18 protein-coding genes are annotated in these 15050 nt (G+C 63.1%); 7 read left to right on the forward strand and 11 right to left on the reverse strand.

The window, feature by feature from the left end; translation table 11 throughout:
• The first annotated feature begins 148 nt into the window (after positions 1–148).
• The 3 genes from corA to EN861_RS31285 all read left to right on the forward strand — a co-directional run bounded on the left by corA (position 149) and on the right by EN861_RS31285 (position 2164).
• Positions 149–1123, forward strand: coding sequence for a magnesium/cobalt transporter CorA (gene corA / locus EN861_RS31275; RefSeq protein ID WP_127276056.1), 975 nt, complete (start codon positions 149–151; stop codon positions 1121–1123).
• A 115-nt stretch (positions 1124–1238) separates the two neighbouring features.
• Complete coding sequence (locus tag EN861_RS31280) at positions 1239–1709, forward strand: MaoC family dehydratase (RefSeq protein WP_167531307.1); 471 nt, start codon at positions 1239–1241, stop codon at positions 1707–1709.
• Entirely contained in the window at positions 1706–2164 is a 459-nt protein-coding gene (locus tag EN861_RS31285) for a MaoC family dehydratase (RefSeq protein WP_127276057.1), read from the forward strand. Before EN861_RS31280 ends, EN861_RS31285 begins: the two co-directional genes overlap by 4 nt.
• Before the next feature lie 42 nt (positions 2165–2206).
• Here the strand turns inward: EN861_RS31285 and EN861_RS31290 are convergent, their stop codons facing one another.
• The 5 genes from EN861_RS31290 to petA all read right to left on the reverse strand — a co-directional run bounded on the left by EN861_RS31290 (position 2207) and on the right by petA (position 6604).
• The gene (locus EN861_RS31290; protein ID WP_027143364.1) at positions 2207–2752 is read right to left on the reverse strand and encodes an adenine phosphoribosyltransferase; all 546 of its coding nucleotides are present in this window, start codon (positions 2750–2752) and stop codon (positions 2207–2209) included.
• 228 nt (positions 2753–2980) lie between these two features.
• On the reverse strand, positions 2981–3676 hold the full coding sequence (locus EN861_RS31295; RefSeq protein WP_135867492.1) for a phosphatase PAP2 family protein: 696 nt from the start codon (positions 3674–3676) through the stop codon (positions 2981–2983).
• A 149-nt stretch (positions 3677–3825) separates the two neighbouring features.
• Entirely contained in the window at positions 3826–4698 is an 873-nt protein-coding gene (locus EN861_RS31300) for a cytochrome c1 (protein WP_127276059.1), read from the reverse strand.
• 27 nt (positions 4699–4725) lie between these two features.
• The gene (locus EN861_RS31305) at positions 4726–6027 is read right to left on the reverse strand and encodes a cytochrome b N-terminal domain-containing protein (protein ID WP_127276060.1); all 1302 of its coding nucleotides are present in this window, start codon (positions 6025–6027) and stop codon (positions 4726–4728) included.
• A 16-nt stretch (positions 6028–6043) separates the two neighbouring features.
• Entirely contained in the window at positions 6044–6604 is a 561-nt protein-coding gene (petA, locus tag EN861_RS31310) for a ubiquinol-cytochrome c reductase iron-sulfur subunit (protein ID WP_127276061.1), read from the reverse strand.
• A gap of 314 nt (positions 6605–6918) precedes the next feature.
• Here petA and EN861_RS31315 point away from each other — a divergent pair, with 314 nt between their 5' ends.
• Together EN861_RS31315 and EN861_RS31320 are read left to right on the forward strand one after the other, a co-directional pair.
• Entirely contained in the window at positions 6919–7263 is a 345-nt protein-coding gene (locus EN861_RS31315) for a cupin domain-containing protein (RefSeq protein WP_127276062.1), read from the forward strand.
• Positions 7264–7346: 83 nt separating this feature from the next.
• Complete coding sequence (locus tag EN861_RS31320) at positions 7347–8231, forward strand: alpha/beta hydrolase (protein WP_127276063.1); 885 nt, start codon at positions 7347–7349, stop codon at positions 8229–8231.
• Here EN861_RS31320 and EN861_RS31325 read toward each other — a convergent pair.
• From EN861_RS31325 to EN861_RS31345, 5 genes are read right to left on the reverse strand one after another with little or no spacing between them, the layout of a single operon-like run.
• Positions 8212–8523 (reverse strand): DUF6665 family protein, encoded by a 312-nt coding sequence (locus EN861_RS31325; RefSeq protein ID WP_127276064.1) that lies wholly within the window; start codon positions 8521–8523, stop codon positions 8212–8214. The two genes, EN861_RS31320 and EN861_RS31325, sit on opposite strands and share 20 nt — an antisense overlap.
• A gap of 1 nt (position 8524) precedes the next feature.
• A complete protein-coding gene (locus EN861_RS31330) occupies positions 8525–9028 on the reverse strand; it encodes a GNAT family N-acetyltransferase (RefSeq protein WP_127276065.1) in 504 nt (167 codons plus the stop codon).
• A gap of 4 nt (positions 9029–9032) precedes the next feature.
• On the reverse strand, positions 9033–10916 hold the full coding sequence (locus EN861_RS31335) for an ABC transporter ATP-binding protein (RefSeq protein ID WP_127276066.1): 1884 nt from the start codon (positions 10914–10916) through the stop codon (positions 9033–9035).
• A gap of 10 nt (positions 10917–10926) precedes the next feature.
• Entirely contained in the window at positions 10927–12828 is a 1902-nt protein-coding gene (locus tag EN861_RS31340) for an ABC transporter ATP-binding protein (RefSeq protein WP_135867493.1), read from the reverse strand.
• 31 nt (positions 12829–12859) lie between these two features.
• A complete protein-coding gene (locus tag EN861_RS31345) occupies positions 12860–13381 on the reverse strand; it encodes a hypothetical protein (RefSeq protein WP_189343782.1) in 522 nt (173 codons plus the stop codon).
• Positions 13382–13664: 283 nt separating this feature from the next.
• Here EN861_RS31345 and EN861_RS31350 point away from each other — a divergent pair, with 283 nt between their 5' ends.
• Complete coding sequence (locus tag EN861_RS31350) at positions 13665–14123, forward strand: tRNA (cytidine(34)-2'-O)-methyltransferase (RefSeq protein ID WP_127276068.1); 459 nt, start codon at positions 13665–13667, stop codon at positions 14121–14123.
• A gap of 129 nt (positions 14124–14252) precedes the next feature.
• The gene (gene soxR / locus EN861_RS31355) at positions 14253–14699 is read left to right on the forward strand and encodes a redox-sensitive transcriptional activator SoxR (protein ID WP_127276069.1); all 447 of its coding nucleotides are present in this window, start codon (positions 14253–14255) and stop codon (positions 14697–14699) included.
• Here soxR and EN861_RS31360 read toward each other — a convergent pair.
• Positions 14696–14953: a hypothetical protein gene (locus EN861_RS31360; RefSeq protein ID WP_023770299.1), complete on the reverse strand. Its 258-nt coding sequence runs from the start codon at positions 14951–14953 to the stop codon at positions 14696–14698. The two genes, soxR and EN861_RS31360, sit on opposite strands and share 4 nt — an antisense overlap.
• Positions 14954–15050 lie beyond the last annotated feature (97 nt).

Here is a 15050-nt window from a genome sequence, read left to right on the forward strand (position 1 = left end):
GGCCGATGCCAGCCGGCCCTGCTCGGCTTGTCTTGATTTTGTCATGCCGCGGGTCTAAGCGGCAGCCACACGGTCGGCGTGCGACGAAAAACCGTGCAATCCGACACGATGCGTAACCTCAACGCGGCTCTGGCAGGGAGATTCGGCGATGATCAAGGCCTTCGTCGTCGACAATGATCGCCTGCGCCTCACCGACGACCTGCTGGTCAATGGCGACAAGGTCGTCTGGGCCGATCTCGTCAATCCGACCAAGGAGGAAGAGGCCACCATCGAAAGCTGGCTCGGCATCGCCATCCCGACCCGCGAGGAGATGGAGGAGATCGAGATTTCAAGCCGCCTCTATATCGAGGACGGCGCCTACTTCATGACCGCCACCTTGCCCGCGCAGACCGAGGTCGACGATCCCCTGATGTCGCCGGTCACCTTCGTGCTCGCCGGCGCCAGGCTGATCACCGTACGCTATCACGAACCGAAGGCGTTCAAGACCTTCCCGCTGCGCGCCGAGAAGGTGGCGACCGGCTGCAGCAGCGGCGACACCATCCTGATCGGCCTGCTGGAGGCGATCGTCGACCGCCTCGCCGACATCCTCGAGCGCGCCGGCCGCGATGTCGAAGTGATTTCGCGCGACATCTTCGAGGCGCGCTCGACCAAGGTGTCGAAGCGCAACCGCGACTTCCAGGAACTGCTGAAGGCCATCGGCCGCAAGGAGGACATCGCCTCCTCCATCCGCGACAGCCTGATCTCGCTGCAGCGGCTGGCGGGTTTCCTCGCCCATGTCGCGACTCTGACCAAGATGAGCAAGGACGTCCGCGCCCGCATCAAGACCCTGTCGCGCGACGTGCTGTCGCTTGCCGACCACGCCACCTTCCTGTCGCAGAAGATCTCCTTCCTGCTCGACGCCACGCTCGGTATGATCTCGATCGAGCAGAACGCCATCATCAAGATCTTCTCCGTCGCCGCCGTCATCTTCCTGCCGCCGACACTGGTCGCCTCGATCTACGGCATGAATTTCGATGTCATCCCCGAGCTGAAGTGGGAGTTCGGCTATCCCTTCGCCATCGCCATGATGGTGCTGTCGGCGATCCTGCCTTTCTGGTATTTCCGCCGCCGCGGCTGGCTCTGAACACCCGCTGCCTGGGCCTGGCTCACCAGAAAGGGCTTGACCAAACCGCCCGCGGCCTGCATCCGGGTTTTCCGATCCAAAGGGATCGCGCATTCTACAACCGGATTTGCTGACCATGACCGGAAAGACATGGGCGTATGAGGACTTCGTCGAGGGGGCCTCGTTCGACCTCGGCGCGAAAAAAGTAAGCGCGGCCGAGATCATCGAGTTCGCCAGCGAGTTCGACGCTCAGCCGATGCATCTCGACGAGGAGGCCGGCAAGGCCAGCATCCTCGGTGGCCTCTCGGCCTCGGGCTGGCACACCTGCGCCATGTTCATGCGCATGCTGTGCGATGCCTTCCTGCTGGATTCCACCTGCCAGGGCGCGCCCGGCGTCGATCAGGTCAAATGGAAGAAGCCGGTGCTCGCCGGCGATACGCTGCGGGGCAACCTGGTGGTTCTCGCCAGGCGCCTGTCGAAATCGAAGCCGCAACTCGGCTTCGTGACCATGCGCAGCGAACTGGTCAACCAGCGCGGCGAAAGTGTCTTCGAGCTCGAGAACTCCATCATGTTCCTGACGCGCGATGCCGCTGGGAGCCTGTCATGACATTGGACGAATTCTTCCGCATCGGCACCACGGTGACGCTGGGCTCGCACACATTCGAGCCCGAGGCGATCAAGGCGTTCGCCCGCAAATACGACCCTCAGATCTTCCATATCGACGAGGAGGCGGCGAGGAAGAGCGTGCTTGGCGGGCTCTGCGCCTCCGGCTGGCACACCGCGGCCACCTGGATGAAGCTTAATCTGGAAACCCGCCTGGACGCCGAAGGCTGGGACGGCCCGGTGCCCGAATTCGGCCCCTCGCCCGGATTCAAGAACCTGAAATGGCTAAAGCCCGTCCATGCCGGGCAAACCATCACCTTCGCACGCACGGCGCTTTCCCACCGCCCCATAGCGTCCCGTCCCGGCTGGCGGTTGCTGGCGCTGCTCTGCGAGGCCTCCGATTCGACCGGCGCCAAGGTGCTGGAATTCGAGAGCGCCGTGCTGGTGAAGGTGGAATGAGGTGTCTTTCCCTTCTCCCACAAGGGGAGAAGGGAAAAATGCTCAATGCCCCTCGAACCCGATCAGCGTCCTCACCGGCACGCCGAGCGCTTCGAGCTTGGCGCGTCCGCCCAGATCCGGCAGGTCGATGACGAAGCAGGCGGCGAGGATGTCGGCGCCGATCTGGCGCAGCAGCTTGACCGCCGCTTCCGCCGTGCCGCCGGTGGCGATCAGGTCGTCGACCAGGATGACCTTCTCGCCGGGCGCGACGCCGTCCTTGTGCATCTCCATCTCATCCAGCCCGTATTCCAGGCTGTAGGCGACGCGCACGGTCTCGTAAGGCAGCTTGCCCTTCTTGCGGATCGGCACGAAGCCGGCCGAGAGCTGGTGGGCGACGGCGCCGCCGAGGATGAAGCCGCGCGCCTCGATACCGGCGATCTTGTCGATCTTCTGCCCGGCATAGGGATGCACCAGCTCGTCGATGGCGCGGCGGAAGGCGCGTGCGTTGCCGAGCAGCGTGGTGATGTCGCGAAACAGGATGCCGGGCCTGGGATAGTCCGGGATGGTTCGGATCGACGCCAGCAGCGTGTCTTCGAGAGAGGATTTCATGAAGCGGCTCCGGGTGATCCAGCTGACAGAAGCGAAACGGCGCGGGGCCGATCGTAGCCCGGCGCGGCCGACAACGGCTAGCGCGATGTGACGGTCGACACAAGCACGTCCGGCAAAGGATATGGCGGCAAACGCGAGGCGATTTCCTTGCAGTGGGCGCAGGCCGCGGCCGACACGAAAAGGGGCGCCCGAAGGCGCCCCGCTCGGAAAGATGGCTACCGGCCAGTCCTACATGCCGAGGTCGGAACGAAGCTCCGCCCTGGCCACTTCGTACTCGGCCTTGAAATCCTCGCGGTTGAGCAGGACCGCGGCGATGACGCTGCCGGAAATCTTGCCCATCTCGACGTCGGACGGATAATGGATGCCGCCGACGATGCGGTTGTGGGCGAACTCGGCCGCGCGCGCCATGATCTGGGCCCGCTTTTCCGGAACCATGTCAGCCAGGATGATGCCCATCATCGTGCCGACGGTCGCATGGCCGGACGGCCAGGAACCGGAGCTCGAGAGCTTGACCACCGGCTTGACGAGATCGCTGAGCTGGTGCGGACGCGAACGCTTCCAGACGTCCTTGGCCGGATCGACGACGGCGCCTTCGGTCTCCACCACGCGATCGAAGAAGGCGCTGAATTTCGGCAGCTTGTCCTTGTTGAAATCCGGCCCCATGACATCGGCGAAACGCCAGACGTTTTCCTCGGCATCGGCGATGGCGCGGGCTTCCATTTCGGGTGTGCGCGTGACTTGCATGGTCAGCACCTCGCCAAGCTCGGCCTTGGTCTCGGCCGAATCATTGGCCGGAGGCGGCGGCAGGATCATCGTCAGGTCGACATCCTTGTTGGTAATGAAGGGTTTCGCGTCTTCGGCGCGGGCCGCGGAACCAACGACGAGCAGCAGCAGGCCTGCCGCAAGCGATGCGTATCTTTTCATGGGCGTGATCCTTTGATGAGAGCACCGCAGGATCGCGATGTGCGATGACGGCCATGTGACACCGCCGACGCGTGGCCTGAGCTATCCACCCCAAAAGCAGAAAAGGGCACCTCGCGGCGCCCCTTTTGAATTCCAGACTATGGCATCGCTTAGTGAGCGACGGCTTCCCATACCTTACGCTTGGTCAGGTAGACCAGGGCGCCAAACAGAAGCAGGAACACCAGCACGCGGAAGCCCATCTTCTTGCGGTCTTCCATGTGCGGCTCGGCCGCCCAGGTCAGGAAGGCAGCCACGTCGCGGGAATACTGGTCGATGGTCTGCGGCGAGCCGTCGTCATAGGTCACCTGGCCGTCGGAGAGCGGCTTGGGCATCTTCAGCGACACGCCGGACATGAAGTACGGATTGTAGTGGGTGCCTTCCGGGATGACCATGCCGGCGGGCGGCGTCTCGTCGTAGCCTGTCAGCAGCGAATGGATGTAGTCAGGACCACCCGCATCATACTGGGTGAAGATGTCGAAGACGAACTGCGGGAAGCCGCGCTCGACGCCGCGCGCCTTGGCCAGCAGCGACATGTCGGGCGGCGCCGCGCCGCCATTGGACGCAGCGGCGGCTTCCTCATTGGCGAAGGGCGCCGGGAAATGGTCGGACGGCTTGCCGGGACGGTCGAACATGTCACCGGCATCGTTGGGGCCGTCGTGGATGGTGTATTCTGCTGACAGCGTCTTGATCTGCGCGTCGCTATAGCCGAGGTCCGACAGCGTGCGGAACGCCACCAGGTTCATCGAATGACAGGCCGAGCAGACTTCCTTGTAGACCTTCAGGCCGCGCTGCAGCTGCGCCTTGTCATAGGTGCCGAACGGGCCGGTGAAGCTCCAGCTCATTTCCTTCGGCTCGTTGATCGGGAAATGCGTGGGTGCCGCCGCGTTGTGCGCTTCTTCGGCCGCGAACGCCCAAGTGCCTGCAACCCCAGTGCCGGCGGCCACAAGGCCGACCAGCGCCAGCGAGGTGAGAATCTTCTTCATGCCAAATCCCCTTAGATTCTCTACCGCTCAGCCCTTGGTCTCGGGTGCTGCCGTGGCGCCCGCCGGATGTCCGCCGCCACCCTTGTTCTTTTCGAGCACCGCCTCGGTGATCGAGTTCGGCAGCCTGCGCGGAGTCTCGATCAAGCCGAGCACGGGCAGCGCGACCAGGAAGAAGGCGAAGTAGAACAGCGTCGCCATCTGCGCCATGAACACATAGCTACCTTCCGCCGGCTGCGAGCCCAGCCAGCCCAGCAGGATGGCATCGGCCACGAACAGCCAGAAGAACAGCTTGTACCAGGGCCGGTAGACCGCCGAGCGCACCTTGGAAGTGTCGAGCCACGGCACCAGGAACAGCATGACGATGGCGCCGAACATACACAGCACGCCGCCGAGCTTGGAATTGATCGGGCCGATGTTGAAGGTGATGGCGCGCAGGATCGCGTAGAACGGCAGGAAGTACCATTCCGGAACGATATGGGCCGGCGTCTTCAGCGGGTTGGCGACCGTGTAGTTGTCCGGATGGCCGAGATAGTTCGGCAGGTAGAAGACGAAGTAGGCGAAGACGAACAGGAACACGATCATGCCGAACGCGTCCTTGATGGTCGCGTAGGGCGTGAAGGCGACGGTATCGGTCTTCGACTTGACCTCGATGCCAGTCGGGTTCGACTGGCCGACGACATGCAGCGCCCAGACGTGCAGCACGACGACGCCGGCAATCATGAACGGCAGCAGGTAATGCAGCGCGAAGAAGCGGTTGAGCGTCGGATTGTCGACGGCGAAGCCGCCGAGCAGCAGTTGCTGGATCCAGTCGCCGACCAGCGGGATGGCGCTGAAGAAGCCGGTGATGACGGTGGCGCCCCAGAAGCTCATCTGCCCCCATGGCAGCACATAGCCCATGAAGCCGGTCGCCATCATCAGGAGGTAGATGATGCAACCCAGGATCCACAGCAGTTCGCGCGGCGCCTTGTAGGAGCCGTAGTAGAGACCGCGGAAGATGTGCAGGTAGACGGCGATGAAGAAGAACGAGGCGCCGTTGGCGTGCATGTAACGCAGAAGCCATCCGGAATTCACGTCGCGCATGATCTTCTCGACCGAACCGAAGGCGAGATTGGTGTCGGCCGTATAGTGCATGGCCAGGACGATGCCGGTCAGGATCTGCGCCACCAGCATGATCGCCAGTATGCCGCCGAAGGTCCACATATAGTTCAGGTTGCGCGGCACCGGATAGGCGATGAAGCTGTCATAGACCATCCTGGGCAGCGGCATGCGGGCGTCGAACCAGCGTTCGATACCGGTCTTCGGCGTATAGGTCGAGTGTCCCTCGCTCATCGAAATATCCCCTGCCTCAACCGATAAGGAGTTTGGTATCGGAAATGAACTTGAATACCGGAATCGCCATGTTCTCAGGTGCCGGGCCTTTGCGGATGCGGCCGGCAGTGTCGTATTGCGAGCCATGGCACGGGCAGAACCAGCCGCCGAAATCGCCTTCCTGGCCGAGCGGAATGCAGCCCAGATGGGTGCAGACCTGAACCATAACCATCCAGGCTTCCTTGCCGGGCGTGGTGCGGTTGGCGTCGGTCGCCGGCGCATCGGACGGCAAATTGGCGTTGCGGGCGATCGGATCCTTGAGATCGGAGAGGCTGACGGCCTCGCCGTCCTTCATTTCCTTCTCGGTGCGGTTGCGTACCACGACCGGCTTGCCGCGCCACTTGACGATCAGCGAGCTGCCGGGCGTCAGCGAGGAGACATCGACCTCGACCGAAGCGAGCGCCAGCGTCGAGGCGTCGGGGCGCATCTGGTCGATGAACGGCCAGGCGACGGCACCGGCGCCGACCACAGCGGCCATGCCGGTGGCGACGTAGAGAAAATCTCGACGGTTGGGATCGTGGATGTCGGTTGCGCTCACGGGTGCCTGATCCTTTCGCCTCTTCCGCGCCGGTGGCTGAGCCTTGTTCCCCGCTCAATCACGCCAACCCGACAGCGCATGGCGAACAGGCTAGCGAATTCCTCCGGCATTTGGACTTCGGTTTATGCGTGAAGCCCGTTTTTGTCCAGACGGGTCAAGGCACAAGGGCAGATTGTCGCGGGGACAAAATCCGCTGTCGCGCGGCAAGGCGGCGAATGGCCGCAAAAGGCGGCTAAACAACCGGGAAACAACCGGAAATCCGGCATCGTTGTTTGCCTCGACATAGGCTGCCCGAGTGATCTATTTTCCCTACCATGGTGCATGTCATCGATCGCGAGGAATGGTCTGTTCGTTCCAACCACTGGAAGGGCGAACTGCAAGGCGGCGTCTACGGCTCCAACTCCTGCCTGATCTTCAATTACTTGCCCGATGTCGGGGGCGGCCCGCGGCTGCACGCTCATCCCTATGCGGAGATCTTTATCATTCGCGAGGGAACCGGCCTGTTCACGGTCGGCGACCAGGAGATCGAGGCCTCGGCGGGGCAGATCGTTATCGTGCCGCCGCACACGCCGCACAAATTCACCAATCTCGGTCCAGGTCCGCTGGAAACGACCGACATCCACGAAAACGGTAGCTTCATCACGGAATGGCTGGAGTAATTCCTGCATAGCCCTGGCGGCTTCCCGGTTGGCGCCTAGATCTACGGCATAGGCGCCAACCAGAGAGTCGCCAGAGCCAGGATATGCAAACCTCGACCATCGAAATCGAAGGGCTGAGCATTGCGACCCGCGAGGCAGGCCCCGCTGGTGCGCCGGCTTTCCTTCTGCTGCACGGATGGCCGCAAAGCTCCTACGCCTTCGAGCGGGTGATCGGCCGGTTGGCGGCCGACTACCGGGTCGTCGCCCCTGACCTGCCCTGCATCGGCGGCTCGCAAGGCGTAGCCGAGGCTGGTGATAAGAGAACCTTGGCGAGGCTGATGAGAGGCGTCGCAGAGACTTGCGGGCTGCGCCAGCTCGTGGCCGCCGGCCACGATGTCGGCGGCCAGATCGTATTTGCCTTGTTGAGCGACCATCCTGAGATTCTTTCCGGCGCGGCGATCATGGATGTCGTCATTCCGGGCGTCGCTCCGTGGGAGAAGGTCATTCGCAATCCGCAAATCTGGCATTTCGCCTTTCACGCTATTCCAGCCTTGCCGGAAACGCTGGTCAGCGGCCATCAGAGCGCTTATTTCGACTTCTTCTTCAATGTGCTTTCGAAGGATCGAGCCTCGATCCCTGACGACGCCAGGGAAATCTACGCCAAGGCCTATTCCCGGCCGGAAAGCCTCCAGGCGGGGTTCGACTGGTATCGTGCCTTTCCCGAGGATGCCAAGGCCAATGCCGCGCGGCCCGCGAAGCCGATTGCGGTTCCGGTGCTGTATCTGAGGGGTGCGGCCGAGTCCGGCGACATCGGCGACTATGTCGATGGCCTGCGCGCGGCCGGGCTCTCAAATGTCGAGGGCGACATCATAGCCGACAGCGGACACTTCGTTGCCGATGAAAATCCCGAAGCGCTTGCCGCCCGCCTGGCGCGCTTCCACAGGGAAATCAGCGCGGCAGGTTCCAACTCTACATGGCGCCAAGCCTGACCAGCACGGCTTTGGGGATGTTGTATTCGCGGATGACGGCGTCATGCTTGCGAAGGCCGCACAATTCGCGCTGGATGAAATAGCCGTGAACGGCCATGGCGGCCTCCTTGAGAAGCAAGGGACGCATGTCCTCGTCGGCATTGCTGGTCAGCCGGGCCAGCGTTTCCTCGACCTTTTGACCGGCGCGGCCAAGTGCGGCCGCCTTCTCGGCGAGGATCTCATGACCAAGCGCGTCGAAGGCCGCTTCGGCGGCCGACGCGCCGGCAAGATGAGATGGCGGACGCAAGGACATTTCAGTTCCCTTTCCCGAACACTATGCGGTGGGTGACGAATTCTTCGCCTTCCACGCGCTGAAAGCCAAGCCGTTCATAAAAACCGAAGGCTTCCGGCGGCGCGCGGGTGTTCAACACGGAGAAATATTGGCCGGCCCGATCGATCACGGTCTCGACCAGCATGCGGCCGAGGCCGTTGCGGCGGTGGCGTGCGCTGACGAACAGGTGCCGGACCCGGCCCTGGTCCCTGCCCTCGAAATAGGGATCGATGTTCAGCCCGCACACGCCGGCGAGTTCCCGGCCATGCCATATCCCAAACAGTCCCTCCCCTCGCTTCAGGAACTTGTTGCGGCCGCTTGCCCAGCCATCGCCCAGGCGCACCAGCATCCAGTAGCCTTCCAGCCGGCTCTCGTCCTTCAACGCGTCGAAGGCCGCCACGGTTGGTCGCAAACGCTTGAGCGCATAGTCGATCTCCGGGCCAACCTCTCGGCCGATCTCCGGACTGACCTCTGGCGATCCAGCCATGCGCCTACTCCGCCGGCCGCGTCTCTTCGAGCACGCTTTCCTCGTGATAGAGGAAGCCGCCGGACTGGCGCTTCCACAGCCGGGCATAGAGCCCGTCGCGCGCCACCAGTTCGTCATGCGTCCCTTGCTCGACGATGCGGCCGCCGTCGAGCACCACCAGGCGATCAAGTGCCGCGATCGTCGACAGCCGGTGCGCGATGGCGATCACGGTCTTGTTCTCCATCAGCCGCGTCAGATTCTCCTGGATCGCCGCCTCGATGTCGGAATCGAGCGCCGACGTCGCCTCGTCGAGGATCAGGATCGGCGCGTCCTTGAGGAAGACGCGGGCGATCGCCACGCGCTGGCGCTGGCCGCCCGACAGCTTGACGCCGCGTTCGCCGACAAAGGCTTCGTAGCCCTGGCGATCCCTGTTGTCGCGCAAGCTCAGGATGAATTCGTGGGCCTCGGCCTTCTTGGCCGCCGCGATCACCTCCGCGTCGGTCGCATCGGGCATGCCGAGCTTGATGTTGTCGCGCAGCGAGCGATGGAACAGGGCGGTGTCCTGGCTGACGACGCCGATATTGGCGCGCAGCGAATTCTGCGTCACACCGGAGACGTCCTGGCCGTCGATGGTGATCCGGCCGCTTTCGAGGTCGTAGAGGCGCAGGATCAGGTTGGCCAACGTCGTCTTGCCGGCGCCCGATGGCCCGACCAGCCCGACCTTCTCGCCCGGCTTGACGACAAGGTCGACGCCGTTGAGCACGCCAAACCCCTTGCCGTAATGGAACTCGACATTCTTCACGTCGATGCGTCCGCCCGTGACGACCAGCTCTTTCGCGTCCAGTGCGTCGGTCAGTCCCAGCGGCTGCGAGATCAGCGCCTTGGAGTTCTCCAGCACGCCGAGGTTTCGCAAGATACTGTTCATCTGCATCATCAGCCGGCCGAGCAGCATGTTGAGGCGCAGCACCAGCGACAGCGTGAAGGCGACGGCGCCGACGGTGATCGAGCCCTCGACCCAGAGATAGACGGCAAAGCAGCCGATCGCCGTGATCATGATGCCCGACAGCGTCGTCAGCGCCATGCGCACGCCGGTCAACCGGCGGGTGAAGGGGCGCAATGCGTCGAGATAGATGTCGAAGCCGTTCCTGATGTAGCGGTCGTCGCCGTCCGCCGCGAAAAGTTTCAGCGTCTGCACGTTGGAGTAGGAATCGACGATGCGGCCATTGATCATCGAGCCCGCCTCGGCCGTCGCTTCGGCGTGCTTGCGGATTGCCGGCAGATAGCGCCTGGCCAGAAAGCCGAAAGCGGTGATCCAGATCACCACCAATGCCGCCAGCCTGAGATCGAGTCCTGCGACCAGTGCCAGCGTCGTCACCGTATAGACGATCATGAACCAGACGACCTCGATGAAGCTTTCCATCAGGTCGCCGGTCGCCTGCCCCGCCTGCCAGACTTTCGTCGCGATCCGGCCGGCGAAGTCGTTCTGGAAGAAGGCGTAGGACTGGCGCGAGACGTGCCGGTGCGCCTGCCAGCGCACCAGATTGTAGAAGCCGGGCGTGATCGTCTGCTCGTCGACCAGCGCCGAGAGGGCCACGACCATTGTGCGGAGGACCAGCACCACTGCGACCATGAACATCAGTTCGGGGCCGGCGGCGGTCCATAATGCATGCCAGCTCCGCTCGCCGGGCAATTGATCGAGAATATCGACCAGCCGCCCGACGAAATAGAACAGCCCGGCCTCGACCAGCGGCGCGATGCCGCCGACGACCAGCATGGCGAAGAAGGCGAACTTCGCCTGGCCGACATAGTGCCAGAGGAAGCCGGCGACGCTGGCCGGTGGCCGAAGATGCGCCGGCTCCCTGAACGGATAGACCCAGGTCTCGAACCAGCGGTAGACGGCTGTCATCATGCGGCGGCCATCATTCTGCGGCTTGCCCCTTCGCGCCAATGTCGCTGGCGACACTGTCGTTGGCGGCGCCGACCGGACTGTCCTCGAGCAGGAATCCACCCGACTGGCGCTGCCAGAGCTGCGCGTAGAGCCCGCCGCCGGCGACCAGTTCCTCGTGCGAACCCTCCTCGATGACGCGGCCCTGGTCCATCACGACGAGCCTGTCCATCGCCGCGATGGTCGACAGCCGGTGCGCGATGGCGATGACGGTCTTGCCCTGCATGAGCTTGTAAAGATTCTCCTGGATGGCGGCTTCCGCCTCGGAATCGAGCGCCGACGTCGCTTCGTCAAGGATAAGAATAGGCGCGTCCTTCAACATAACGCGAGCAATGGCGATGCGTTGCCGCTGCCCACCGGACAGTTTGACGCCGCGGTCGCCGACATAGGCGTCGAAACCCTTGCGGCCGCTATGGTCCGAAAGCGCCGATATGAAATCCAGCGCCTCGGCCCGCCGTGCCGCCTCGACCAACATCTCATCGCTCGCATCGGGCCGGCCATAAAGGATGTTCTCGCGCACCGAACGATGCAGCAGCGAGGTGTCCTGTGTGACCATGCCGATCTGGGCGCGCAGTGAATCCTGCTTCACGCCGGCGATCTCCTGGCCGTCGATCAGGATCCGGCCGGATTCCAGGTCGTAGAAGCGCAAGAGGAGATTGACCAGCGTCGACTTGCCGGCGCCCGAGCGTCCGACAATGCCGACCTTCTCGCCCGGTTTCACCGCCAGCGACAGGTTTTCGATGACGCCCTTCTGCTTGCCGTAGTGGAAGCGGATGTCCTCGAAGCGGATATCGCCTTTGGAAACGTTGATCTCCCTGGCATCCGGCCTGTCCTCGACGAGGCGTGGCAGCGAGATCGAGGCAATGCCGTCCTGCACCGTGCCGATATTCTCGAACAGGCCCGACATTTCCCACATGATCCACTGCGACATGCCCCACATCCGGAGCACCAGGCCGATGACCACGGCGACCGCGCCGATCGTCACAGCTTGCCCCATCCACAGCCACAGCGAGATGGCGGTGACCGAGAACAGCAGAAGCGCGTTCAATATGTAGAGCGAGCCGAACAGCACCGTCACCAGCCGCATCGACCGGTAGACCGTGTCGAGGAAGCCCATCATGCCTTCCCTGGCGAAGGCGGCCTCGCGGCGCGAATGACTGAACAGCTTGACCGTCTGGATGTTGGTGTAGCTGTCGACGACGCGGCCGGTCATGGTCGAGCGCGCATTGGCCTGCTCCTCGCCGACCTTGCCCAGGCGCGGGATGAAAAAGCGCAGCAACAGGATGTAGCCGACCAGCCAGACCCCGAGCGGCGCGGCCAGCCGCCAGTCGGCCGAACCGACGATCAGCAGCATGCCGAGGAAATAGACGATGACATAGTTCAGGACGTCGATCACCTTGATGACGCATTCGCGCACGGCGAGCGCCGTCTGCATCAGCTTGGTGGCGATGCGGCCGGCGAATTCGTCCTGGTAGAAGCTCATCGATTGCTTGAGCAGGTAGCGATGCACCTGCCAGCGGATGCGCATGGGATAGTTGCCCATCAGTGTCTGCTGGTTGAGCAGAGAATGCAGCCAAACCGTGCCGGGCAGCGCGAACAGCACGATGAACGCCATGCCGGCGAGCTTCCAGCCCTCCGTCTGCAGGAAGGTCTCGCGGTTCTGCCCCGACAACCAGTCGACGATGCGGCCGAGGAAGCCGAACATCCACACTTCCGCGATGGCGATGGCCGCCACCAGCACCGCATCGACCAGGATGTAGGGCCACGCGCCGCGCGTATAATGCAGGCAGAAGGCAACCAGCGTCTTGGGCGGCTCGACCGGTTCCGCGGCCGGGAACGGATCGAGCCTTCTTTCAAACCAGCTAAACAACAACATTGGGGCATGCCTGTAAAAATCTGTTTTCCGCTCACGCGGCTTGGCGACGTACAAAGTCCTCGGACCGCATGGCGTCGAGGGCCGACGCTCCGGAATCATCCGGAGCGTCGGCCCTGCTTCGCGCAATATAGGGGCTCGCCGGCTTTTCGCCGACAGCCACCTTTGTCGATGCTGACGACACGGTGCCACCAGTGCGGTTTTTCGCGCCCGGCCGCATCAGCCGGATGATGCGGCGCACCAGCGACGGTCGGCTCGGGTCGGGAACCGCGTGCGAGAAATCGACATCCGGCAGCATGCCGCGATGCGGACGCCGGCGCACTTCGGCATGAACCGCCGACGAATAGGTTTCGCCGATCAGCAGCGCCCAGGTCGGCAGCCGGTGGATATGCAAGCTCCTCGAGCCCGGTATTCTGTATGGATCGAACATCGGTCCGTCCTCCGTGTTGAAATAGAGATAAAAAGGATGATCGACATCGTGCCGCGGGATCGGCGGCTGATCAGTCGGGACGCGTTGGGACGGGGCCATCGGCCCCTTCGGCAGCTTGAAAAACATCGCAGGATTCCTTCGAAGACCAGGGTATGGTTTCGGCGGAGATCGGTGCGGAAGTGCCTAAAAGATCAGGAGAAACGTCGTACCGAAACCGCCAGGGCGCAAGTAAGCCCACGGGTGGGGCGCTGGATGTGCATGGTCATCATGAATTACCCCTCCATCGGTTCGGGTTGACAATGCTGGTCGTATACCCGACTTCGAAAAAAATGGCCACCCGCAGGTCCAGGAATTTCCAAAACCAGGAAGCTGCTGTGGCCGATCTGCCACTTATTAGAAGGACGCGAAAGTGAACCGTGGTCTCCGCATCGCGCTCTACCAGCCTGACATAGCCGGCAATACCGGGACAATCCTGCGCTTCGCCGCTTGCCTCGGCCTTGGCGTCGACATCATCGAGCCGGCCGGCTTCCCGCTTTCCGACAGAGCGCTCAAGCGCGCCGGTATGGACTATCTCGAAATGGCCGCCCTGACCCGGCATGTCGACTGGAATGCCTTCGAGGAGTGGCGCAAGGCCCGCGCGGACCGGCTGGTGTTGCTGTCGACCAGGGCCACGGCCCCCTACACCGACTTCAGCTTCACCGACCGCGACATCCTCCTGTTTGGCCGCGAATCCGCGGGCGTGCCGGATCCAGTCCATCAGGCGGCGGATGTTCGGCTGACGATCCCGATGCAGCCCACCGCGCGCAGCCTCAACGTCGCCCTTTCCGTGGCCATGGTGGCGGGCGAAGCCATCCGGCAACTCGGCTAGGGGATCGCCGGCAGCGCGGTCCGCGGTGATTTTTGCCCAGGCGCACATCCGCCTTCTCCTTCGTTTGCACATCCAGGCTTTCTTGGCTACAAGCTCAACTTAACTTGAGGTCAAGGGGAAAGTGCGAAGATGGCGCCGGTAACGGAATTGACGGTCGGCCAGGTGGCCGCGCGCAGCGGCGTGGCGGTGTCGGCGCTGCATTTCTATGAAGCCCGCGGGCTGATTCGCAGCCACCGCACCTCCGGCAACCAGCGCCGCTACGGCCGCGATGTCCTGCGACGCGTGGCCATAATCCGGATTGCCCAGGAGGTCGGCATCACGCTCGCGGAGATCGGTGTCGCACTTGAATCATTACCTGAAGGCCGCACCCCGACGCGCGAGGATTGGAATCTGCTTTCAACGGCTTGGCGCGATAGCCTCGATCAGAAAATCAGCCAGCTGAAGAAGCTGCGTGATGGCCTGACCGACTGCATCGGCTGCGGCTGCATGTCGATCGACAAATGCCCGCTGAGGAACAAGGGGGATCGGCTTGCCGGGGAGGGAACTGGCGCGAGAAGGCTGTTGGTCGAGCGTTAATCCGCTGCCGGCAGGCGCCTGATCGTGAACTCGATCAGATCGCCCGGGCGCTCGAACCAGCTTTCGATCTCGGTCCAGTAGGCCTGCTTGGGAAAGCGCTCGAACCATTCCTTGGCCTTGAGCCGGGCATCGGAGCGCGGCAGGACGAACGTCTCGCGCAAAAAGCCGTCGCGTGGCATACGCGCGCGCTCGGCCCGGCTTTGGTCGAGCCTTTTCTTCAGGCCATCCAGCGGCGGTCTTGCCGGGGTGCGCACGAAGCAACTCCTTACACCCTAAATCAGACGGGACTTGACCCTGACCCTCAAGAGATTAGGGATCGCGCCGGCAAAAGACGAGTCATTTATCGGGAAT

Source organism: Mesorhizobium sp. M8A.F.Ca.ET.218.01.1.1 (genome assembly GCF_004791165.1).
Lineage (GTDB): Bacteria > Pseudomonadota > Alphaproteobacteria > Rhizobiales > Rhizobiaceae > Mesorhizobium.